Origin of the sequence: Luteibacter sp. UNC138MFCol5.1 (genome assembly GCF_900110505.1) — a bacterium.
Lineage (GTDB): Bacteria > Pseudomonadota > Gammaproteobacteria > Xanthomonadales > Rhodanobacteraceae > Luteibacter.
On sequence record NZ_FODZ01000004.1, the window covers coordinates 114573 to 136399 of the forward strand.

The 21827-nt window shown below is 68.0% G+C and carries 17 protein-coding genes; 7 read left to right on the forward strand and 10 right to left on the reverse strand.

Annotation, left to right across the window (positions count from 1 at the left end; translation table 11 throughout):
• Nucleotides 1-7: 7 nt before the first annotated feature.
• From fdhE to BMY69_RS12705, 5 genes are all read right to left on the reverse strand, one after another.
• Nucleotides 8-955, reverse strand: coding sequence for a formate dehydrogenase accessory protein FdhE (gene fdhE / locus BMY69_RS12685; protein ID WP_218143169.1), 948 nt, complete (start codon nucleotides 953-955; stop codon nucleotides 8-10).
• The gene (locus tag BMY69_RS12690; RefSeq protein WP_090178742.1) at nucleotides 952-1611 is read right to left on the reverse strand and encodes a formate dehydrogenase subunit gamma; all 660 of its coding nucleotides are present in this window, start codon (nucleotides 1609-1611) and stop codon (nucleotides 952-954) included. The genes fdhE and BMY69_RS12690 overlap by 4 nt, the downstream gene beginning before the upstream one ends.
• The gene (gene fdxH / locus BMY69_RS12695) at nucleotides 1608-2528 is read right to left on the reverse strand and encodes a formate dehydrogenase subunit beta (RefSeq protein ID WP_090178744.1); all 921 of its coding nucleotides are present in this window, start codon (nucleotides 2526-2528) and stop codon (nucleotides 1608-1610) included. Before fdxH ends, BMY69_RS12690 begins: the two co-directional genes overlap by 4 nt.
• 10 nt (nucleotides 2529-2538) lie before the next feature.
• Nucleotides 2539-5613, reverse strand: a complete 3075-nt coding sequence (fdnG, locus tag BMY69_RS12700) for a formate dehydrogenase-N subunit alpha (RefSeq protein WP_090178745.1) — start codon at nucleotides 5611-5613, stop codon at nucleotides 2539-2541.
• Nucleotides 5614-6000: 387 nt separating this feature from the next.
• Nucleotides 6001-7314, reverse strand: a complete 1314-nt coding sequence (locus tag BMY69_RS12705) for an epoxide hydrolase family protein (protein ID WP_090178748.1) — start codon at nucleotides 7312-7314, stop codon at nucleotides 6001-6003.
• 309 nt (nucleotides 7315-7623) lie between these two features.
• Between BMY69_RS12705 and BMY69_RS12710 the strand changes: the two genes are divergently transcribed.
• On the forward strand, nucleotides 7624-8415 hold the full coding sequence (locus BMY69_RS12710; protein WP_090178750.1) for a histidine phosphatase family protein: 792 nt from the start codon (nucleotides 7624-7626) through the stop codon (nucleotides 8413-8415).
• A 14-nt stretch (nucleotides 8416-8429) separates the two neighbouring features.
• Nucleotides 8430-9263 (forward strand): NAD(P)H-hydrate dehydratase, encoded by an 834-nt coding sequence (locus BMY69_RS12715; protein WP_255364547.1) that lies wholly within the window; start codon nucleotides 8430-8432, stop codon nucleotides 9261-9263.
• Nucleotides 9264-9269: 6 nt separating this feature from the next.
• On the opposite strand, the gene BMY69_RS12720 is transcribed toward BMY69_RS12715, so the two are convergent.
• Nucleotides 9270-9911 carry a hypothetical protein gene (locus BMY69_RS12720; RefSeq protein WP_090178756.1) on the reverse strand — a complete coding sequence of 214 codons (642 nt, stop codon included), beginning with the start codon at nucleotides 9909-9911 and terminating at the stop codon, nucleotides 9270-9272.
• Between the two features lie 192 nt (nucleotides 9912-10103).
• On the opposite strand from BMY69_RS12720, the gene BMY69_RS12725 reads away from it, so the two are divergent.
• Nucleotides 10104-13091 carry a sensor histidine kinase gene (locus BMY69_RS12725; protein WP_090178757.1) on the forward strand — a complete coding sequence of 996 codons (2988 nt, stop codon included), beginning with the start codon at nucleotides 10104-10106 and terminating at the stop codon, nucleotides 13089-13091.
• Here BMY69_RS12725 and BMY69_RS12730 read toward each other — a convergent pair.
• A complete protein-coding gene (locus tag BMY69_RS12730; protein ID WP_255364548.1) occupies nucleotides 13088-13726 on the reverse strand; it encodes a response regulator transcription factor in 639 nt (212 codons plus the stop codon). The two genes, BMY69_RS12725 and BMY69_RS12730, sit on opposite strands and share 4 nt — an antisense overlap.
• 281 nt (nucleotides 13727-14007) lie before the next feature.
• Here BMY69_RS12730 and BMY69_RS12735 point away from each other — a divergent pair, with 281 nt between their 5' ends.
• The 4 genes from BMY69_RS12735 (at nucleotide 14008) to BMY69_RS12750 (ending at nucleotide 17922) form a co-directional block, all read left to right on the forward strand.
• Nucleotides 14008-14514, forward strand: a complete 507-nt coding sequence (locus BMY69_RS12735) for a helix-turn-helix transcriptional regulator (RefSeq protein WP_177191164.1) — start codon at nucleotides 14008-14010, stop codon at nucleotides 14512-14514.
• A gap of 64 nt (nucleotides 14515-14578) precedes the next feature.
• Nucleotides 14579-15238, forward strand: coding sequence for a hypothetical protein (locus tag BMY69_RS12740; protein WP_143070471.1), 660 nt, complete (start codon nucleotides 14579-14581; stop codon nucleotides 15236-15238).
• Nucleotides 15239-15324: 86 nt separating this feature from the next.
• Nucleotides 15325-16476 (forward strand): calcium:cation antiporter, encoded by a 1152-nt coding sequence (locus BMY69_RS12745; protein ID WP_090053232.1) that lies wholly within the window; start codon nucleotides 15325-15327, stop codon nucleotides 16474-16476.
• 84 nt (nucleotides 16477-16560) lie between these two features.
• Nucleotides 16561-17922, forward strand: coding sequence for a chloride channel protein (locus BMY69_RS12750; protein ID WP_090178769.1), 1362 nt, complete (start codon nucleotides 16561-16563; stop codon nucleotides 17920-17922).
• Nucleotide 17923: 1 nt separating this feature from the next.
• Here BMY69_RS12750 and BMY69_RS12755 read toward each other — a convergent pair whose 3' ends face one another.
• The 3 genes from BMY69_RS12755 to BMY69_RS12765 all read right to left on the reverse strand — a co-directional run bounded on the left by BMY69_RS12755 (nucleotide 17924) and on the right by BMY69_RS12765 (nucleotide 21540).
• Nucleotides 17924-19087 carry a zinc-dependent alcohol dehydrogenase gene (locus BMY69_RS12755; protein ID WP_090178772.1) on the reverse strand — a complete coding sequence of 388 codons (1164 nt, stop codon included), beginning with the start codon at nucleotides 19085-19087 and terminating at the stop codon, nucleotides 17924-17926.
• A 94-nt stretch (nucleotides 19088-19181) separates the two neighbouring features.
• A complete protein-coding gene (locus BMY69_RS12760; protein ID WP_090178774.1) occupies nucleotides 19182-20474 on the reverse strand; it encodes a carbohydrate-binding protein in 1293 nt (430 codons plus the stop codon).
• A gap of 343 nt (nucleotides 20475-20817) precedes the next feature.
• Complete coding sequence (locus BMY69_RS12765) at nucleotides 20818-21540, reverse strand: 3-keto-disaccharide hydrolase (RefSeq protein WP_255364549.1); 723 nt, start codon at nucleotides 21538-21540, stop codon at nucleotides 20818-20820.
• Nucleotides 21541-21827 lie beyond the last annotated feature (287 nt).

The following is a 21827-nucleotide window of genomic DNA, read 5'->3' on the forward strand; positions in this document are numbered from 1 at the left end:
GTGGAGTCTACTCGAGGGCGTCGTCGTCCCCCGCCAGGAGCAGCGGGTTCGGTGCGTGCCTCGAGTATCCCGCTTCGGCGACCAGCAGGTCGAGGCCGAGCGAGGCGAGGTCGTCCGCGTACGGGTCGACCTGCATGTCGCGCAACTGGTAGAGCAGCTTGCTGTAGGTATGGCAGTCGCCGCAGGTTTCCACCTTGATGACTTCCGGATCGCCCTCGATGCCCTTCACGGATAGCTTTTGGGTGCCCTTGCAGTTCAGGCACACGGCACGGACGTGGTTCCACGACGTGGAGCACATCGAGCAGTACAGGAAGCGGCTGCCGGGCGTCGTGCCGCTGGCGGTGATGAGGCCCGACACGGAGGGCGAGCCGCAGCAGGGGCAGAGCGGGCGCTCCTCGAGCAGGCGCAGCGCATCGGCGTCGAGCCGTGCGGCCGACACCGTGAAATACACCTGCAGGGCCGCGGCGACATAGACCGCCGCCGCCGCGTCCGCCGTGGCGACGCGACCGCGAAGGAACTGGTCGGCGAGCGTCTCGATCGCGTCGGTGCTCATGCCGCGGAGCTGCGCGATCGCGTCGCGGGCCGGCGGCGGCAAGGACGCCGCGTCGATGCCGTCGAGCAGGCGGGTCAGTCCGTCGCGCCATGCGGCGTCGCGTCGATGGCCGTCCGCGGCGAGCGGCGGCAGACGGGCGTCGACGGCACGCGCGACGTCGTCGCCGGCGAGCGTGGCACCCGGCACGATCGCCGTGGCGACGTCGTGTTGCGCCCGCGAAAGCGCGGCCATGAACCGCAGCCACGGCTCCAGCGGGTGGCCTTCGGCCATCCCGTCCAGACGCTTCGCCGTGGTGGCGAAGCGGGTAGCGGGATCGGGGAGAACGATCGGATCGGGTGCCTTGACGCCTGCGTGGGACGGGCCACTCCATTTGGCGTTCGGCGGTGCTTCGGCTTGCTTCACGGATTCTTCCTGGGCTCGGTCTTCACGCGTTGGCCGGACGCCAGCTGATAGAACCACTTGCGGTGATGGTGCCATGCCCAGCCGGGCGTGACGTAACCCTGCGTCATGCTGCGCACCGAGTCGCGGATCCAGATCGCGGCGTACACATGCACGATCCACACGAAGATCGCACCCAGCGCCGCCAGGCTGTGGATCAGAACGGCCGCGCGCTGCACGGGGATCGACGTCGCCTTGCCGAAGTAGACCTCCCAGATCAGGAGGCCGCTGACGAACAGCGTGGGGATCAGCAGCGTCATCGCCCAGAACACGAGCTTCTGGCCGCTGTTGTTGCGGCCGATCGGCGGCACGTTCTCGTCGTCGTTGGTCACCACGTGCACGATGGACTTCGACCAGGCGGCGTCGTCGCGGTTGAACAGGTTGGACCGCCAGAACTGCACGAACATGCCGATCCAGCTGATCACGAGGCAGCAACCGAACCACGGATGCACGGCACGTGCCCACTGTCCGCCGCCGAACAGACCCGAAAGGAAGAACAGGATCGGGTCGAAGAACGACAGCCCCGACAACACCAGAAGCACGAACAGGATGGCGTTGATCCAGTGGTTCACGCGGTTGACGGTGGTGTAGCGCGTGAGGGCTCGCTTCGGACGGGTCATGGCGTCTTCTCCTCTTCCTCGATCTCGCGCAGGGCCCGATCGGCTTCGGCCTCGTCCTCGTCCCGGACTTCGTTGGGACCGATGGTGACCCAGTGGAAGAACGAGCCGATGACGGCGGCCGCGATACCGATGACCGCGAGCGGCTTCAGGATGCCCTTCCAGACGCGGACCGTCGGGCTGATGCGCGGTTCGTCGGGCAGGCCGGAGTACAGCGAGGGCTTGTCGGCGTGGTGCAGCACGTACATGACGTGCGTGCCGCCGACTTCCGCGGGGTCGTACAGGCCGGCCTTCTCGAAGCCCCGGGATTTGAGGTCTTCGATGCGCTCGCCCGCCTGGCGGTGCATGTCGGTCTTGGAACCGAACATGATCGCGCCCGTGGGGCAGGCCTTCACGCAGGCCGGCTCGAGCCCCACCGTGACGCGGTCGGAGCACAGCGTGCACTTGTACGACTTGTGGTCGGTCTTGCTGATGCGCGGGACGTCGAAGGGGCAGCCCTTCACGCAGTAGCCGCAGCCGATGCACTTGTCGCTGATGAAGTCGACGATGCCGTTGGCGTACTGCACGATGGCGCCGGGCGCCGGGCACGCCTTCAGGCAGCCCGGATCCTCGCAGTGCATGCAGCCGTCCTTGCGGATCAGCCACTCGAGGTTGCCCTGTTCGTTCTCGTACTCGGCGAACTTCATCAGGGTCCAGACGCTCGGACCCAGGTCGTTCGGGTTCTCGTACGAGCCTTCGAAGTGCCCGATCTCCGGGCGCAGGTCGTTCCATTCCATGCACGCGGACTGGCACGCCTTGCAACCGATGCAGCGGCTGACGTCGATCAGCTTGGCCACCTGGTCTTCATGGTTGCGCGCCATCGGCGGCGTCAGGGTCGTCGCCGAGCGGCGGACATAGTCTTGCGATTGCAGATCTGACATGTCGGAGGCCTCAGGCGGTGACCGGTGCGGTCGTCGATTCGACGTTGACGAGGAACGCCTTGAATTCCGGCGTCTGCGTATTGGCGTCGCCGACCGACGGGGTCAGCGTGTTCGCGCCATAGCCTTTCCTCGCCTGGCCGGTGAAGCCCCAGTGCAGCGGCACGCCGATGACGTGGGTGGCCTTGCCGTCCACGGTCAGCGGCTTGATGCGCTTGGTCACGTACGCCTTGCAGATCACCTCGCCACGCTTGGACGACACCTTGACCCAGCCGCCCTGCGCGATGCCTTTCTCCTTCGCCAGGACCTCGCCGATCTCCACGAATTCCTCCGGCTGGAGGATCGCGTTGATCAGCGCGTGCTTGGTCCAGAAGTGGAAGTGCTCGGTGAGGCGGTAGGTGGTGGCCACGTACGGGAAGTGCTCGGGCGTGCCGAAGTTGGCCTTGTCGTCCGCGAACACGCGGGCGACCGGGTTGTGGCTCACCTTCGGGTGCAGCACGTTCTCGACGGGCGATTCCATCGGTTCGTAGTGCTCGGGGAAGGGGCCTTCCACCATGAGATCGCGCGCGAATAGGCGACCCATGCCCTCGGCGTTCATGATGAAGGGACCGACGCCGTCCGACGGCTTGATCGTGGGGCCGTAGTCGGGAACGTCGACGCCCGTCCACTTCGTCCCGTTCCACTCGATCACGGGCTTCTTCGGGTTCCAGGCCTTGCCGTTCGGATCGGCGCTCGCGCGGTTGTAGAGGATGCGCCGGTTGGCCGGCCACGCCCATGCCCAGTTCGGCGCGATGCCTTGTTCGCGCGGATCCGTGGCGTCGCGGCGGGCCATCTGGTTGCCCTTCTCGGTGAACGAGCCGGAGAAGATCCAGCAGCCCGACGCGGTGGTGCCGTCGTCGCGCAGCTGGCCGAAGCCGTCCAGCAGGGTGCCGGCCTTGGTCACCGCGCCGGTGGTGGCATCGGTGAGGTCGGCGAGCGCCCGGCCGTTCATCTCCTTCGCCAGCTCTTCCGGATCCGGTTGGCGCGGGTCCGTGTACTTCCAGGTCAGGTTGAGCAGCGCGTCGGGGAAGGCGCCGCCTTCCTTGCGGTACAGCTCGCGCAGGCGCTGGAACAGGCCGGTCATGATCCAGATGTCGGACTTGGCGATGCCCGGGGCCTCGGCGGCTTTCCAGTGCCACTGCAGCCAGCGGGCCGAGTTCACCAGCGAGCCGTTCTCCTCGGCGAAACAGGTGGTGGGCAGCTGGAACACCTCGGTCTGGATCTCCGACGGCTTCGCAGGATTCTGCGGGCCGAAGTCCTGCCAGAAACGGGAGGTTTCCGTATCCAGCGGATCCATGGTGACGAGGAACTTCAGCTTGCTCAGGCCACGACGGATCTTGCCGCGATCGGGGAACGCCTGCAGCGGATTGAAGCCCTGGCAGATGTAGCCGCTCATCTCGCCGTTGTTCATCATCTCGAACGCCTTGATGATGTCGTACAGCGGGATGTCGAGCTTGGGCAGCCAGTCGTAGGCCCAGTTGTTCTCCGCGGTGGCCGCGTCGCCGAACAGCGCCTTCTGCGAGCTGACGATGAACTTGCGGTAATTGGACCAGTAGCTCGTCTGCCCGTTGCGCAGGGGCTTGAACTGCTTGGTCTTCATGTAGTCGTCGAACGTGGGCTCACGGTCGTACGGCATGCTGAGGTAACCGGGCATCTGGTTCGACAGCAGGCCCACGTCGGTGAGGCCCTGGATGTTCGAGTGACCGCGCAGCGCGTTCATACCGCCGCCGGCCACGCCGATGTTGCCCAGCAGCAGCTGGACCATCGCCATGGCGCGGATGTTCTGCGCACCCACCGTGTGCTGCGTCCAGCCGAGCGCGAACAGGCTGGTCATGGCCTTGTCGGGCGCGGAGGTCGCGGCGATCAGTTCGCAGATGTGCAGGAACTTGTCCTGCGGCGTGCCGGTGATACGCGAAACCATCTCCGGCGTGTACCGCGAGACGTGCTGCTTCAGCAGGTTGATGACGCAGCGCGGGTTCTGCCAGGTGTCGTCCGACTTCGCGAAGCCGTTCTCGTCCAGCTCGTAATCCCACGACGAGCGGTCGTAGCCGTGCTTGGCCTCGTCGTAGCCGCTGAACAGGCCGTCCTGGAAGCCGAAGCCCTCCTGCACGATCAGGCTGGCGTTCGTGTACGAGCGCACGTACTCGTGCTGGATGGCGTCCTTCTCGAGCAGGTAGCGCATCAGGCCGCTGAGGAACGCGATGTCCGTGCCCGGCCGGATGGGGGCGTAATAATCCGCGACCGACGCCGTGCGCGTGAACCGTGGGTCGACCACGATCAGCTTCGCGCCGTTCTCGATCTTCGCTTCGATCACCCATTTGAAGCCGCACGGGTGCGCTTCGGCGGCGTTGCCGCCCATCACGATCACCACATTGGCGTTCTTGATGTCCTGCCAGGTGTTCGTCATCGCACCGCGACCGAATGATGGGGCCAGACTGGCCACCGTCGGTCCGTGTCAGACGCGCGCCTGGTTGTCGAACACCACCATGCCGAGCGAGCGGGCCACCTTCCACGTGAGGTAGGCGGTTTCACTGGACGACGCGGATGCCGCGAGCATGCCCGTGCTGGTCCACCGGTTGACGGTGGTGCCGGCGTCGTTGGTCGTCTTGAAGTGCTTGTCGCGGTCGTCCTTCATGAGGCGCGCGATGCGGTCGAGCGCGAAGTCCCAGGAGACTTCCTTGAAGTCCGTGCCGCCGGGCTCGCGATAGCGCGGAGCCTTCAGGCGCGTCGGCGCATGGACGATGTCGAGCAGCGCCGAACCCTTGGGGCAGAGCGTGCCCCGGTTCACCGGATGATCCGGATCGCCTTCGATATGGATGATGTTCGACACCGCATTCTTGGCACGGTCGCCCATGCTGTAGATGAGGATGCCGCAGGCCACCGAGCAGTACGTGCAGGTATTGCGCGTCTCGGTGGCATGGGTGAGCTTGAAGGGCCGGACGGCGGCGGCCTGCGCCACCCCCGCCGCCCCGAAGCCGAGGAGGCCGAGGCTCGAGGCGGTGATGCCTAGGCCGGTGAACTTGATGAACTCGCGGCGGGTCATTGCCATCGCGTGAGCTCCCTGGAATCTGGCTGGACGTACCGCCCGTGTGACCGGACGGCGGCTGGCTTGACGTTTCTGATCGAGCACCCCGCATTCACGAGGTGTTCGCGCAAACGCTAGCACGAGTCCCGGGGAGCGTCGATGACGATCCTGCTCTTTCGGAGTGCGACTTTTGGGTGAGGCCGAAGAGCCGGCGTTGTTGGAGCGCACCTGGGCGCGATGGGAGCTCGCCGCGAACCCTGATCGCGCCCAGGTGCGCTCCAACAGGCGCGATGGGAGCTCACCGCGACCCTGATCGCGCCCAGGTGTGCTCCTACGGGCGCGATGGGGGCTAGTCGAGGCCCCGATCGCGCCCAGGTGCGCTGCTACGGGCGTTTCGTTGGTCGCGGCGGCTCAGCGGACCGGGCGGAACGCCTCGCGCAGTTCTTCGGCGAAGATCTGCGGTTGCTCCCATGCCGCGAAGTGGCCGCCCTTCGGGACCTGGTGGTAGTAGTAGAGGCTGGGGTAGGCAGCCTGGCTCCAGCTCTTCGGCGCGCGGTAGATCTCGTGCGGGAAGACGGTGATGGCGACCGGCACCTTGATGTCCCTCGTGTGCTGGGTGGCCGAGCTGAAGTTGTTGTTGTTGTTTTCCCAGTAGAAGCGGGACGACGACGCGCCGCTGTTCGTCAGCCAGTAGAGGGTGATGTCGTTGAGCATCTCGTCGCGGCTGAGGACGCGCTCGGGCACGCCGTCGCTGTCGCTCCACTGGGCGAACTTCTCGTACATGAAGGACGCGAGGCCGGACGGGGAATCGGCCAGCGAGTAACCGATCGTCTGCGGACGGGTCACCATCATCGCGCCGTAGGCGGCGTTGCGGCCGAAGAAGGTGCTGAGTGCCTCGTACGCCTCGCGTTCGTCCTTCGTCAGGTTGGCGGGGGCCGGGTCGCCGGCGTTGATCGGCTTGGACAGCTCGCCCGGCACCGTGGCCGGCATGTTGAGGTGGATCGCGAGGAGGCCCTTGGGCGCCTGACGGGCGAGGGCGTCGGAGATCACCGAGCCATGGTCGCCGCCCTGTGACACGTACTTCGTGTAGCCGAGCCGCTTCATGAGCGTGTCCCAGGCGCGGGCCGTGCGGTCCGGGCCCCAGCCGAGCTCGCGCGGCTTGCCCGAGAACCCGTAGCCGGGGATGGAGGGGATGATCACGTCGAACGAATCCTCGACCTTGCCGCCGTAGGCGACCGGATCGGTCAGCGGGCCGATGGTCTTGAGAAACTCGAAGGTGGAACCGGGCCAGCCATGCGTGAGGATGACGGGCAGGGCGTTCGGGTTCTTCGAGCGCACGTGGATGAACTGGATATCGACGCCGTCGATGGTCGTGACGAACTCCGGGAGGGCGTTGAGCTGCTTCTCCGCCTTGCGCCAGTCGTAATCGGTACCCCAGTACTTCACCAGCGCCTGGACCTGGGCGAGCTGGATGCCCTGCGACTGGTCTGCCACTGTTTCGCGGTCGGGCCAGCGGGTCTCGCGGATCCGGCGGCGCAGGTCGTCGAGCTGTTCCTGCGGCACATGGACATGGAAAGGGCGGATGCTTTCGTCGGCCTTGGTGGCGGGCGCGGGGGCGGCCATCGCCGCGTCGAAGGCGCCGGCGGGCATGGCGTGAAGCGTGGGCGCCAGCGTGGCGAGGCCGATGGCGAGGGTCAGCGCGCGGCGTGCGAGTGCGAATGACATCAGTGTTCTCCCTGGATGTGTGTCGATGAATGGATGCGCTCGGCGGTCAGCCGTGGCACGCCGTCAGACTAGGGAGGGGATGCACCTGCCTCGTGTCCCGGGCGGGCGCTTTTTGCATCCGAACGTATCGCAGGGCGGTGGCTTACAAAGCGTTACAAACGCGGTGGGAGCGGACCTGGCCGCGACGGCTTTTCGCCTCGGTGCCGAGCCTCGCGCGCCAGCGCGATGGGTTGTCGCGACGAGCTGTCGCGGTCGGGTCCGCTCCCACGGGTGACCGGGTTGCTACGGTGCTTTCACGGTGTGGGTCCGATGCTCGGGTGCGAGACCAAACGAGGAGCCTGCATGGCCGGATCGTCCCGAAAGCCCAGCGGCAAGCTGTACATCGTCCGGCACGGCCAAAGTGCCGGGAACGTCGCGCGCGACGTCGCCGAGGCGAACGGCGACGAGTTGATCGACCTGAACCATCGCGACGCGGACACGCCGCTGTCCGACCTTGGCTGGGCCCAGGCGCGCGCGCTCGGCGACTGGCTGGCGGGCCTGCCGGAGGACGCACGACCCGACGCGATCCTGGCCTCGCCGTTCGTCCGCGCCCATCAGACGGCCGAAGTACTGGCCGAGGCGCTCGGCTTCGATCCGAAGAGGATCGAGGTCGACGAGCGGCTGCGCGAGAAGGAATTCGGCGTGCTCGACCGCTACACGCGGCACGGCATCCAGTCGAAGTTTCCCGACCTCGCCGCCCAGCGCGGCATGGTCGGCAAGTTCTACTTCCGGCCGCCGGGCGGCGAGAGCTGGTGCGACGTGATCCTGCGGCTGCGCAGCGTGGTCGACGGCATCCGCCTCACCAAGCCGGATTGCCGCGTCGTGGTCGTCGGCCATCAGGTGATCGTCAACTGCTTCCGCTACCTCCTCGAAGGCATGCGCGAGGAGGACATCCTCGCCGTGGATCGGGAAGGCGACTTTCCCAACTGCGGTTATGCGGAGTACGACATCGATGCCGGTCCGCCCGTGCAGTTCGCGCTGCGGCACGGCCGCTTCGTGGCCCCGACCCTCGAATCGATCGAGGTGACGAGCGAGAGCGACGTGCCGACGGGGCCACGCTGATGGACGCGACGCGCGTGACCCGCGCACTGCTGACGTCGTGGCCGCTTCCTTCCGCCGACGACGCGCATAGCAAGGAGGACCGCGGCCGCGTGCTCGTGGTCGGCGGCTCGCGTCAGGTGCCGGGCGCGGTCACGCTCGCGGGCGAAGCGGCGCTGCGTGCCGGTGCCGGCAAGCTCATGGTCGTCACGGGCGGCGAAGCGGCCGCTCATCTGGGCGTCGCGCTGCCCGAGGCGGCGGTCGTCGGCGTCCCGCTGGACGAGGCCGGCGAGCTGCGTGCGCTCGACGCCGCGCAGGTCGACCTGGTGCGGCAGGCGGGCGTCGTGCTGGTCGGGCCGGGGATGGCGACCCGCGCGTCGCCGGTGTCGGCACAGGTGGCGCGAGCCGGCGTTCCCGTCGTCGCGGACGCCGGCAGTCTTCACGCCGATGCGCTCGAGCCGGCGGCGGGCCGCCTGGTCATCACGCCACACATCCCCGAGATGGCGGACCTGATGGGCCTGCGGCCGAAGGAGGTCGCGGGTGACTGCGTCGGCGTCGCGACCGCGGCCGCGGCGCGGTTCCGCGCGATCGTCGTGCTGAAGGGCCCCACGACGTGGATCGCCGACCCCGAGGGCATGCTATGGAAGCACGTCGTCGACGCGCCCGGTCTCGGCACCTCGGGATCGGGCGACGTGCTCGCTGGCGTGATCGCGGGCTTCGTCGCCCGCGGCGCGACGCTGCCGCAGGCGGCGGTGTGGGGTGTCGCCGTTCACGCGCGTGCCGGGCTGATGGCGGGTCGGCAGATCGGACGGATCGGTTTCCTCGCGCGCGAGTTGCTGCCCAGGATTCCGCGGGTGCTCGCGCAGTGGTAGGCACGCCTACCGCGGGTTGTCCGCGACCAGGGTGGACTCCGAACGGGCGTTGCGGTGCATGAAGAAGAGGGCGCGCACGTCGACGTCCACCGACATCGCCGTGGCGACCATCGCATCGGTGCCCGTGGCCGGGCCGAAGGCGTAGCCGATGTCGATCTTCTTCACGCGGGCGAGGAGATTGCCGGCGCCGTCATGCATGCGCAGGTCGACATGGCTGACGTACGGCCGGCCCGAGGCATCGGTGCTGACCTCGGCGGTGCCGTCGAACAGGCCGTCGTCGCCTTCGCCGTCCATCTGCACACTCACGCTGCCGGCGCGCGTGAAGGCCTTCGGCACGTGCCGCGTGGTGAACGTATAGACGGTGCGCCCCGCGTCGCGGCTCGCGACCTGCGCGTTCGCGCCGATGACGTCCTTCAGCTCGGCATACGAGGCGAGCGCTTTCTTCGGTTCCTTGCGCGGGTCCACGATCACGGTCTCGACCTCCGGTGCGTCACCGCCCGTGACCGTGGTGGTCGTGCGCAGCATGCCGCGGACGTCCCCGGGGGCCAACGCGTCGCGCGCGAGCGCCTGCTGGAGCAGCGCGTCCGCCGACGCCGTGCCGGCCATGGCGAGCAGCGCGATGCCCACCCATAGTTCCTTCAGTGCCATGGTCTACTCCCGAATCGATGCCGTGCACGGTAAGGCGCGCAAGGGTAGGGGCCATGAGCCATTGGTCACAGGGAGGTCGCAGGTCATGGCGATTCGACCCATGGCTACTTGTGGCTGACGGGGGCGAGGTAGCAATCTTGCCGGACGTGTCCGGGATGAGGCCTGGTGGGCAGCGGCAATCGAAGGGCGACGATGCGCGAGTGGTTCAGGGGGATGGGCAGGGCGGGGCTGATCGCCGTGGCGGCGCTGCTGCTGTGCGCGGCGGCCAGCGCGCCGGACACGCTGGGCAGCTACCAGCACACCGCCTTCCTCAAGAAGGATGGCGCGCCCGGTGACGTCGCCGGGCTGGTGCAAGGCCGCGACGGCTTCCTCTGGATCATCGGCACGAAGGGGCTGACCCGTTTCGACGGGGTGTCGTTCACCGCGTTCGAGCCGCCGGCTGGCGAGCGGTTCGAACAGGCCCAGCTCGACCGGGTCGTCGCCGCCCAGGGAGGCGGCGTCTGGGTCACGAACATTCGAACCGGTCCGTCCCTGGTGAGGCATGGCCACATCGAAACGTTCGGGCCGGCGCAGGGCTTCCCGGGGCGCGGTGGACGTTTCTTCACGGCGCCGGACGGCACGGTCTGGATCGCGACGCCCGACGGGTACCGCTCGTTCGACGAGGCGCGCCACACGTGGGTACGCCGTCTGCCTGCCTACGACGACCTCGACATGATGGATGCCGCGTTCGATGCCGACGGCAACCTGTGGATCGCGCGCGCGGCCCTCGCGCCCGCCGTCGTCCCCGAGGGGCGCGATACGCCCGTCGACGTGGCTCATGTATCCACCGACATCCGGAAAATCCGGATCGGCCGGTCGGGGCGCATGTACCTCATGGGCACGGACTCGGTGCATTTTTTCCGGCGCGAGGGCCTGTCGCTGACGGAAACCGCGTTGCCGTTCGACTTCCACGCCTTTGGCCTTTGTGAGGACCGCGAGGGGAACGTGTGGCTGACGTCGCCGACGAACGGCGTGGTCTTCATATCGCGCGCCGCCATGCAGGCGGCGGAAGAGCGCCACGCGGTGCCGCTGTACGAGACGATGCGCAAGGCGGAAGGGTTGAGCGGCGGCGTGGCGTGGCCCATCGCGGAGGACACCGACGGCAACGTCTGGATCGGCAGCGAAGGTGGGATCGACCGCTTCACCCGCTCGGTGTTCACGCAGGTCCGCCTTCCCGAAGGGATCCACGAGGTGTCGGCGGCGGTACTCAAGAATGGGGAAGTGTGGGTCGCAAGCGAGACGCGGCCCGCGATCCATGCCGTGCCGCCGGCGTCCTGGCAGGAAGCCGGGATCGGCAAGCACGGTTTCGCGGCGTTCCTCGACCGCCATGCCGATGCCGCGCTGATCGCGAATACCACCGGGTTGTGGCGCGCCGATCAGCGGGGTGCCACGCCGGTGGCGATGTTCGCCAAGCGTGCGAGCGTGGGTCGTCCCGCGTGCGTGGTCAGCGACGCGAAAGGGCGGATCTATCTCTGCCCGATTTCCGATACGTCCGGCGCGGTCTCATGGGACGGCACGGCCTGGAACACCGTCATCCCGCCGCCCGCTCTGCCGCGCGTGGCGGCCGTCGGCGACGACGACGCGATCTGGATGGGTGGCGTGGGGTCGCTGTGGAAGGTCCTCGACGGCAAGGTCGACGCGTGGACCACGCGCGATGGTCTGCACAACCGCGCGATGAGCGTCATCGCGCCGGTGCGCGGCGGCGCATGGATCGGCGGCGAAAGCGGCATCGAATTCTTCGACGGCCATCGCTTCACGATGCTTCGTGGCAGCGAGGCCGAGGCGTTCGTGCCGACGACCGGACTCTTCCTCGACCCTGCCGGCAATCTCTGGGCGCACACGCTCGGCGGCGTGGCACGGATCGATGCCGCGAGCATCCCGGGTGCGCTCGCGCCCGGCGGCAAGGCGTTCACTTACCGGATGTTCGACGAATCCGACGGCGTCCCCGGCGCGCCGGACCCCGACCGGACGCTGCCCACCCTGCGCGCGAGCGCGGACGGGCGGCTCTGGGCGCAGACGACGGCGGGGCTGGCGTGGATCGATCCCGCGAGCATGCCCGTCTCCCGGAAGCCGGTCAGTCCGGTCATCGAGACGATCGCCACGAGCCAGAGGCGCCTGCCGGCGAACGAGGCGGCGACGCTCGACGGCACCGAGCGCTCGGTGCGCATCGCCTATACCGCCCCGGCGCTCTCCGATGGCCCCCGCCTGCATTATCGCTACCGCTTGCGCGGACTCAGCGACACCTGGGAGGACGTGGGCAACCGGCGCGAAGCGGTGTTCACCAACCTGCCGCCTGGCGCGTACACCTTCGAAGTCGCGGCGGTGGGGCAGGACGGCGCGGCCAGCGACCGCGTCGCCACCTTGCGGCTGACGCGCAAGCCGGCGCTGCACGAAACCTGGTGGTTCCGCGCGCTGGCGTTCCTGCCGCTGCTGGGACTGATCTGGCTATGGCAGCGCATCCACGCAAGGAACCTTCGCCGACGCCTGAAGATCCGCGCCGACGAGCGCGACGCGGTGGCGCGCGACATCCACGACACGCTGCTGCAGCGTTTCCACGGCCTCACGCTGACGCTGCAGGCATGGGCCGCGGACGACCGCTTCCCGGCGTTCTGGCGGAAAGAACTCGACGACATGGCGCTCGAGGCGCGCGACGCGATCGTCGAAGGGCGGCAGCGCATCCTCTCGTTACGGCGCAGCGGCGACACGGGCCTGGCGCTCTACGACGACCTCGCCGCGGAAGGCTCGCTGCTGCAACAGCGCCATGCCATGGCGTTCGTGCTCGATGCGAAGGGCGAACCGCGGCCGTTGCGCCCGGAGTGCACTTACGAGCTGCGCCATATCGCGCTGGAAGGCATGCGCAACGCGTTCACGCATGCGAAGGGGACGACCGTGAGCGTCACGCTCAACTACGCGGGCGACGCGTTGTGGCTCAGCATCGTCGACGACGGTATCGGGATGCCTGCGGAAGCCGCCGGTACGACGGGCGCCGGGCGATTCGGCCTGGTGGGCCTGCGCGAGCGGGTGGCACGCGTGGGCGGCGTGCTCAACGTCGACTCCGCGCCGGGTGAAGGCACCGAACTGCACGTGAAGATCCCGGCGCGTCGCGCCTATGTGCGCACGGGCGCGCCGCCGGCGTCCTAGTCGAGGAATCCGCGCTGCACGGCGATCATCACCGCGTGCGTGCGGTCGTGCGCGCCCAGTTTCGCCATGATGCTGCGCATGCGCGACTTGACGGTGTCCTCCGAGACGCAGAGCTCGTCGCCGATGGTCTTGTTGCCCTTGCCCGCCGCCGCGAGGCGAAGGACGCTCAGTTCGCGCGCTGTGAGGTTGTCGGCGGCCGCGTGCAGTGCGATCTGGTAGGCCAGTTCGGGCGCCACCACGTGCCGGCCGGTGAGCGAGGCGCGGATCGCGTGGATGATTTCGTCGAGCGTGGCCGACTTCAGCAGGTAGGACGTGGCGCCCAGCGTCAGCGCGCGCATCACGCGCGCGTCGCCGGGGTAACTGGTGAGCACGATGATGTTGGCGTCCGGGAATTCCTTGCGGATGGCCTCGATCGCTTCGAGGCCGTCCACGCGGGGCATCTGCAGGTCGAGCAGCGCGACGGTGGGCCGGAGCTGGCGGAAGCGCTCGATGGCCTCGGCGCCGTCGGCGGCTTCGCCGACGAGTTCCATGTCCGGTTCGCGCGCGATCGCCGACGTCAGCCCCTGTCGCATGGCCGGATGGTCGTCGGTGATCAGTATCCGGATCTTCTCCGGCACGGCGCTCGTATCGCTCACCTGGGTCTCCTCCCCGCATCGACAAGCCTGGCCGTCCCGCCCGTTCTCCCCGGACCACCGCAGCCCCGCCATGGTCGTGTGATGTCCCGATCCATTCAATACCCAAATGGATGAATCTGCTGCTCGCGCCGCGCATGACACGAAAGTGTGACCGGTCGTCCCACGAATGGGCCGACGAGCGCCACGTCGGAGGGTATCGGGCGACCGCGGGCCTCCCTAACCTGTTGTCGCCGGGTGCACAGGGGCCAACGACCCGGCACGCAGCCTCAAGGGAGCCGCCCATGTCGTCCATGTTGATGTCGTCCGTCGAGGACGCGCTGACCCTCCTGCTCCAGCGGGCGAGGGTAGATCGTGTCCAACCGTCCGACGCGTTCGTCGAACACCTGTCGAACGCGTTGGTGGCGGCACGCGATGCCGCGGGCGCGCCGCTCGACGCCGGTGCTTCCAGCGTCCGCGGGGGCCTGGCGACCTGGCAGCTGCGGCTCGCGTTCGAGCACCTGACGCGGGAACTCGATGCGAGCCGCGCCGTGCAGGGTGCCGCGCAGGCGTGCCGCACGTCGCGCGGGCATTTCTCGCGCGCGTTCAAGGCGAGCACGGGCGTCTCGCCGTCGCGCTGGCACATGGAGCGACGGATCAGGGAGGCCGAACGGCTGCTCGCGCAGCGCGACATTCCGCTCGTGGAGATCGCCGCGCGTTGCGGCTTCTCGGACCAGAGCCATTTCACCAACGTCTTCTCGCGCCTCCGGCACGTATCGCCGGGCGCGTGGCGGAGGCGTAAGGCGGCCTGATTCGCATCGAAGGCGTCGCACGTCTCGCGGTAGGATGCTCCCGGCCTTTTCCGGGAACCCTTCGGTGTCACGTCTTCTTCGATCCTCGCCCTGGCTGTTGCTCGCCGCCAGCCCGCTCTGCGTGGCGTCCGGCGGCAGCTACCTCGTGGACGATGGCGCCATCGCGCCGGCGGGTCATTGCCAGCTGGAGAGCTGGCTACAGTTCGGCAGGGCCTCGCGAAGCGCTAACAGCGTGCCGGCCTGCAGCTGGGGACCGGTCGAGTTCTCGTTGCCGCTGTCCACGGGTTGGCACGTCGGCGGTCCCGGCGTGGCGCCCGGCGTGAAGTGGCAGGTGGTCGACGGCGCACGCGTGCAGACCGCGCTCGCCGCCGGTGCCACGTTCCAGCACGCGCGCACACGTTCGACGTATGCGTATGCCGCCACCACGTACCAGCCCGATCCGAACGGGCGCTGGGCGTTCAACGTCGACGTCGGCGCGACGCGGCCGCAGGGGCAGGGGCAGGGGCAGGGCGCGCAGCGGCTCCTCGGGGGCGGCATCGAGTTCACGGTGTCGCCCGACATGACGCTGCTGGCCGAGGTCCTGGATACCGCCGGGGCCGGACGCACATGGCAGGGCGGCGTGCGTCTGCCGTTCGGCGACGACAGCATCGACCTCGTCGTCGGGCGCAGCCTCGGGCGGCAGGACGACCGCTGGATCAACATGGGCCTCAATCTGGCGTTCTGAACGCACCGCGCCAGAAGAGGTGGATGGTACCTCCCAGCGCGGTGCTAGGATCGACACGCCTCCCGACCGACCTTGCCGGACGCGACATGGATCCCTCGCCGGAAACCGCCGATGCAGCGCCGCCCGTCCACCGCATCCGCTGGGCTTCGGTGATCCGTGGCGAGAAGCTGCTGCCGCTGGCGTGGCTCACCTGTCTTGCCTTCCTGATCTTGCCGGAGACGCTCCTGGCGCATCTGGAGCGCACCGAGTGGCTGGTCTGCGTGTTCGCATGGCTGTTCCTCATCGTGCTCGGCTGCGCCGTGGCGGTGGTCCGGCACGCGGAGCATCTGGCGCACCACCTGGGCGAACCGCGCGGGACGCTGGTCCTCACGCTCGCCGTGACGTCGATCGAGGTGATGAGCGTGACCGCGGTGATGCTGCACGGGGAGAACAATCCGACGCTGGCGCGCGACACGCTGTTCTCCGTGACCATGATCGTGCTCAACGGCATGGTCGGCATGTCGCTGCTGCTCGGTGGCCTGAAGCACAACGAGCAGGCCTACAACCTCCAGGGCGCGAACGCGTACCTGGGGCTGATCATCCCGCTGGGCGTGCTGGCGATGGTGATGCCGGACTTCGCGCACGGCGCGGTCGGAGCCTATCGTCGACTGCCGCATCAGCTGTTCATCGCGATCTTCGCCTTCGTTCTCTACGTCACCTTCGTGTTCCTGCAGAACCGGCGCATGCGCGGCTACTTCGTCGAGGATGCCGCGAAGGTGCGGGACACGCGCGAGCGGCCGGTCGACCGGGGGCCGGGTACGTCGGCCGCGCTGCTGATCGCCTACATGATCCCGGTGGTGTTCCTCGTCGATCACCTGGCGGTGCCGATCGACTACGTCATGGAGACGCTGCACGCGCCCATCGCGCTCGGCGGTCTCGCGATGGCGATCCTGGTCGCTTTGCCCGAGGGCCTCGGCGCCATCCGCGCCGCGAACCGAAACGAACTGCAGCGGTCGGTCAACGTGTTCCTCGGATCGGTGTTGTCGACGATCGGGTTGACCGTGCCCGCGATCCTCCTGATCAGCCGGGTCACGGATCATCCGATCACCCTGGGCCTCGACCACAGCGATCTGGTGCTGTTCGTCCTCACGCTGTTCATGTCCGTGGTGACCTTCTCGAGCCCGCGCACGCATCTGCTGCAGGGCGCGGTGCACCTGATGCTGTTCGCCTGTTTCATCTTCTTCGTGTTCTTCCCCTGATCCACGGCGGCGGGCATCGCGCCGCGCGCGCGGGTATCATGGGGAGCTCCGAAGCAAAGGCCCTCCCCATGCCGCTTTCCGCCGATGAGTGACCGGCGCGCACGCATCGCGGCGCGTTTCGAGCGCGTCACGAACCACGACTGGCTCTCGCCGACGCAGTGGCGCAGGCGGATCGTCTTCTGGGTAGGCGCCATCGTCGTCGGCCTGGCCGCGGTGCTCTTCGCACGGGCGGCGGACTTCGCGTCGGAGGCGTTTCGCGGGATGGCCGCGCACGGTCGCTGGGTGCCGTTCCTCGTCACGCCATCGATGTTCGCGCTGCTGTGCTGGCTCACGCAGGGGGCGCTGAAGGCGACGCGTGGGTCCGGCATTCCACAGGCGATCGCGGCGCTCAAGGTGGAAGACGACGGCTTCCGCTCGCGGCTGCTCGCATTGCGCGTCGCCGCGGGCAAGATGGCGTTGACGCTCGCGGCGCTGCTCGGAGGCGCGTCTGTCGGGCGTGAGGGTCCCACCGTGCATGTCGGCGCGGGACTTCTGTACTCGCTGGGGCGGCGATTCGGCTTCGACGAACCGGCCGCCGCCGGCCGCTTCATCCTTGCCGGCTCGGCCGCCGGCCTGGCCGCGGCCTTCAACACGCCGCTGGCCGGTGTCGTCTTCGCCATCGAGGAGATGTCCGGCACGTTCGAGCACCGGATGAGCGGCACGCTGCTCACGGCGGTGATCGTGGCCGGCGTCGTGTCGCTTGGCATCCTCGGAAACTACGCCTACTTCGGCGACATCTCCGCGGCCCTGCCGCTGGGGCGCGCGTGGATCGCGGTGCTGCTGACCGGCGTCGTGGGCGGCCTCGCCGGCGGGCTCTTCGCCCGTTTGATCATTCCCTCGGCCACCGGCATGCGCGGCGTCCTCGGGCGACTGCGCGCGCGGCAGCCGGTGGTCTTCGCTGCGGCGTGCGGCCTCGCGCTGGTGCTGCTGAGCCAGCTCAGCGCCGGCGGTCTCTATGGCACCGGTTATGCGCAGGCGCGCGACATCCTGCAGGGGCACGGCGACGCCGGGCCGCTGTTCGGCGCCCTGAAATTCCTCGGAAACATCGCTTCGTCGTGGGCCGGCATTCCAGGCGGCATCTTCTCGCCGGCGCTGGCGGTCGGCGCAGGACTGGGCGGCAACATCGCGCACTTCCTGCCAGGCGCCGACGCGTCGGCCGTGGTGCTGCTGGGCATGTCGGCCTATCTGGCCGGCGTCACGCAGGCGCCTCTGACGTCCGCCGTGATCTCCCTCGAGCTGACGGCGAACCACCAGATGGCGTTGCCGATCATGGCGGCGTGCCTGCTCGCGCGCGCGGTATCGGCGCTGGTCTGCCGCGTGCCGGTGTACAAGGCGATGGCGGATGCCCTCATCGCCCAGTATGCGGCCGAGCGCGATGCCGCCGCCCGGCCGCCTTCGGCCCCCTAGTTCAAGGCGTGAGCACGACCTTGCGGCAATCCTCCTTCTTCGCATCGAAGACGTCGTAGCCGCGCGCGGCGTCGGCCAGCTTCATCCGGTGCGAGATGATCACGTCCGGTTGAAGCCGGCCGTCCTCGATGGCGTCGAGCAGCTCGGGCAGGTATTTCTGCACGTGCGTCTGGCCCATCGCCAGCGTCAGGCCCTTGTCGAAGGCATCGCCGAGCAGGAAGCCGTGGATGAAGCCCGCATAGACGCCGGGGATGCTCACGATGCCGCCGCGACGGGTCGCGGCGATGCACTGGCGGATCACCTCGCCCGAGCTCGTCTCCAGTTTCAGCGTGCTCATCACGGTTTCGACCGTGCTTCCCTTGGCTTCGAAACCCACGGCATCGATCGACGCGTCCACGCCGCGGCCGTGGGTCTTCTCGAGGATCGCCTCGGAGGAATCGACTTTCGAAAAGTCGATGGGGATGGCGCCGTAGGTCGCCGCCGCGAAGTCGAGGCGGTACGGTTCGTCGTCCACGATGAAGATGCGCTCCGCGCCGAGCATGCGCGCGCACGCGGCGGACATCAGGCCGACCGGCCCCGCGCCGAAGATCGCGACGGACGAACCCGGACCGATCTTCGCGTTGAGCACGGCCTGGTAGCCCGTGGGCAGGATGTCCGAAAGAAACAGCACGCGCTCGTCGTCGAGGCTGCCAGGGATGACGAACGGGCCGACATTGGCCTTCGGCACGCGCACGAACTCGGCCTGGCCACCGGGAACGCCACCGTACAGGTGGCTGTAGCCGAACAGCGCGGCCGGCGGCGTCATCATGGCGCGCTTGCGCAGGCTGGCGCCCTGATCGGGATTGGTCGTTTCACAGGCCGCGTACTGTTCGAGCTCGCAGAAGAAGCAGTGGCCGCAGGCGATGACGAAGGGAATGACGACACGGTCGCCGACGGAGACCTCGGTAACGCCGGGGCCGGCTTCCTCCACGACGCCCATGAACTCGTGCCCGAAGATGTCGCCGTGCTTCGTTTCGGGGATCTTGCCGTGATAGAGGTGCAGGTCGGAGCCGCAGATGGCGGTGGCGGTCACGCGCAGGAGGATGTCGTCGGCTTCGACGATGCGCGGATCGGGAACGGTTTCGACGCGGACGTCCTTGGAACCGTGATACGTCAGGGCTTTCATCGGGGTGGGGGCTCCATGAAAAGAGCCCCCACCGTTGCACCCGGTATCTCAAGGTGCGGTCATCGCGGCGTGCGATCGCGTTGACGACGCCGTCTCACTTGCCGAGGTTGGTCAGGAACTTCTTCGTGTACTGGAGCACGGTCGTGCCGGGCACCGAGTTGCACGTCGGCGAGGCGAAGCCGCCGCCGCAGGGGTTGTCGCGGTCCAGCGACCAGAAGTGCACGCCCGCGAGCTTGTTCGCGACCGCGTACTGCGTGACCTTGTCGATATCCGCGACGGTGAAGGTCTCGCTCACCACGTCGTTCAGGCCGATCATCGGCGTGATCTCGATCCTGCTCAGCGGGATGCCGTAGGTGTGCTGCAGGTTCTGCACGGCCTGGATCGCCGACTGGCCCATGTCGCAGCTTCCGTTGTTCACCACGCAGATGGAGGGGCCGGCGCTGCCGTAGTCCATCGTCATGAGGTTGATGGTGTAGTTCTTCAGGCCCGAGGCCTTCACCGCGCGCACCACCGCGTCGCCCGTGGCGTTGACGCCGCCGTAGCTGCCATCGGAAGCCGCGAGGGTCGCTAGCGTGAAGGAGAAACGCAGGTTGGGATACAGGCTCTCGGCGTAGACCGCGTTGCTGACGAGTGCGTTGAGCTGTGCGGGCGTCTGCCCGGACTCGATGTCGAAATCGACGCCGACCATGTGCGGGGTCATGTACGTGGAAAGGAACTTCGCCATGCCCGCCGCGCTGCTGCAGGTGAACACGCCCGCCTGGCCGCCTGTGGAGACCACGTAGTTGATGCCTGCGTTGTTGAGCCGCGCGATGTTAGCGCCGGCGAAGGCCGAGGCGGGCAGGCCGCCCCAGTTCTCGCTGCCGCATTCGCCGGAGGCGAAGGCGAGCGTGATGGCGCCGAGGTTCGGAACCTGCGTCGACACGAGGCTGCCGCTGCCGACGACGGGTATCCGCGTGCCCATCACCATCGTCGACATGATGTTCGTGTTCCAGTCGAGGTTGATGGTGATGTCCTTGTAGGGACTGAAGAGCAGGTCGCCCGCGGCGGGCGGCGGATTGTCGGGCGGGTTGTCGGGCGGATTGTCCGGAGGCGTGCTGCCGCCGTCACAGGCGCCCTGGGAGGTCCAGGGCTGGCCCGATCCGGGCCCACCGCTGCTGGTGGCGGGATCGTTGCCCTGCGTCCACCAGTTGGCCACGTAGTTGGTGCCGTTGCGGCTGGCGGTGCTGCCGCCGGTATAGACGGCCGTGGCGGACCACGCGGCGGCGCATGCGGTCGCTGCATGCGCCTCGTGGACGGGAACGAAGGACGACAGCGCGATGGCGATGGCGACACCGAGCGTGCCGGTGCCGGCACCGGCCGCGATGCGGAAAGATGGACGAGTGAACATGGGAGCGCCTCCAGATCGAAGTGAATGGAAGGGGCTTCTCCGGTACGCGTCGCGCGGATCCGTTCGGTCCCCTTGCAACCCTGCCGTACTGCCGACTGCGAAAGCGGCTCCGGTTTAATCCCGGCATGACAACGTTGTCTATCGGCTGCCGAGCGAACTGTGACCGGCGACGTGAATGTCCACTGGACAGGAAATGGCGCGTTGCGGTGCGATCGACGAGTCGAATGGGCGACAGGCGATACATGGCGGTTGACGCGCCGCGACATGCGCGGCGCGTGCCATTTGTCCGCCGGTCGTCGTGAATGACAACGAAGGACAGGCGACTCCTGCCGAAAACGCGCCCCTACGGCAGTTCCTTGATGCGCAGGTTGCGGTACACGAACGTGATCGGTTCGACGCCCTTGTCCTCGCCGCCCTGCAGGGCGATGTGGCCCTTATGGAAGCGGGCGAAGTCCGGCATCTTCGCGAACTTGGTCTTCGCGACGAGCGCGTTCCATTCCGGCGTCCACAGCGTCGTGTCCACCGTGGTGTGGCCGTTCTGGATGAAGCGGACGTGGCCGTGATCGACGATGATCTCGACCGCGTTCCAGTTACCGGCCTCCCTGACGTTTTCGATGTCCGAGGAGATGAGGTCGAAGAGGTCGCCGGAGCGTTCGTAGAGGGTGTAGCTGTCGGGCTTCGTGCAGACCAGGTCGGCGATCTGCATCTCCGGACCGGTCTCCCAGGTCTGGTGGTACTTCGGCGACTCCTGCACGTTGAACATGATGCCGGCGTCGGCGCAGGGGGTCATCTTCCATTCGAGCTTCAGATGGAAGTTCTCGTACTCCTTGTCGGTGACCAGATCCGCGACATCTTGCGCATCGGCTTTCCGGTTGCGCTGGAAGTGGATCATGCCGTCGACGACGGTCCAGTTCTTCGCCGCGCCTTTCTGCCCGAACGAATGCCAGCCAGCGAGCGTCTTGCCATCGAAGAGCGAGGTGAACCCCGCTTCGTCGGTGGCGGCGTGGGCGGGCAGCGCGGCGATGCAGCAGGCGAGGACGATCGCTTTCACGTGAGCTCGAATCATGGCGGACTCCTGGGGCAAAGCCCCGAGGGTAGCGCGTTCCGTCATGGCGGCGATGCCACTCGTGGCCAATTCGTGATGCGCGTCGGGTCGTGCGTTGGGCCTGGCGCTTACTCCGGTGCGACGCGAGGGGTAGTAATGCATGAAGCCGTCACCCCGGCGCACGCCGGGGTCCACGTCCTCGGTCCAGGAGGGTGCGTCACGCTCCGGGCGTTCGTGCGTGTGCGGTGTCGCGATGACCGATCGCCTCGCCGTGGGCACCGGCGTGCGCCGGTGCGACGTGAGGGATG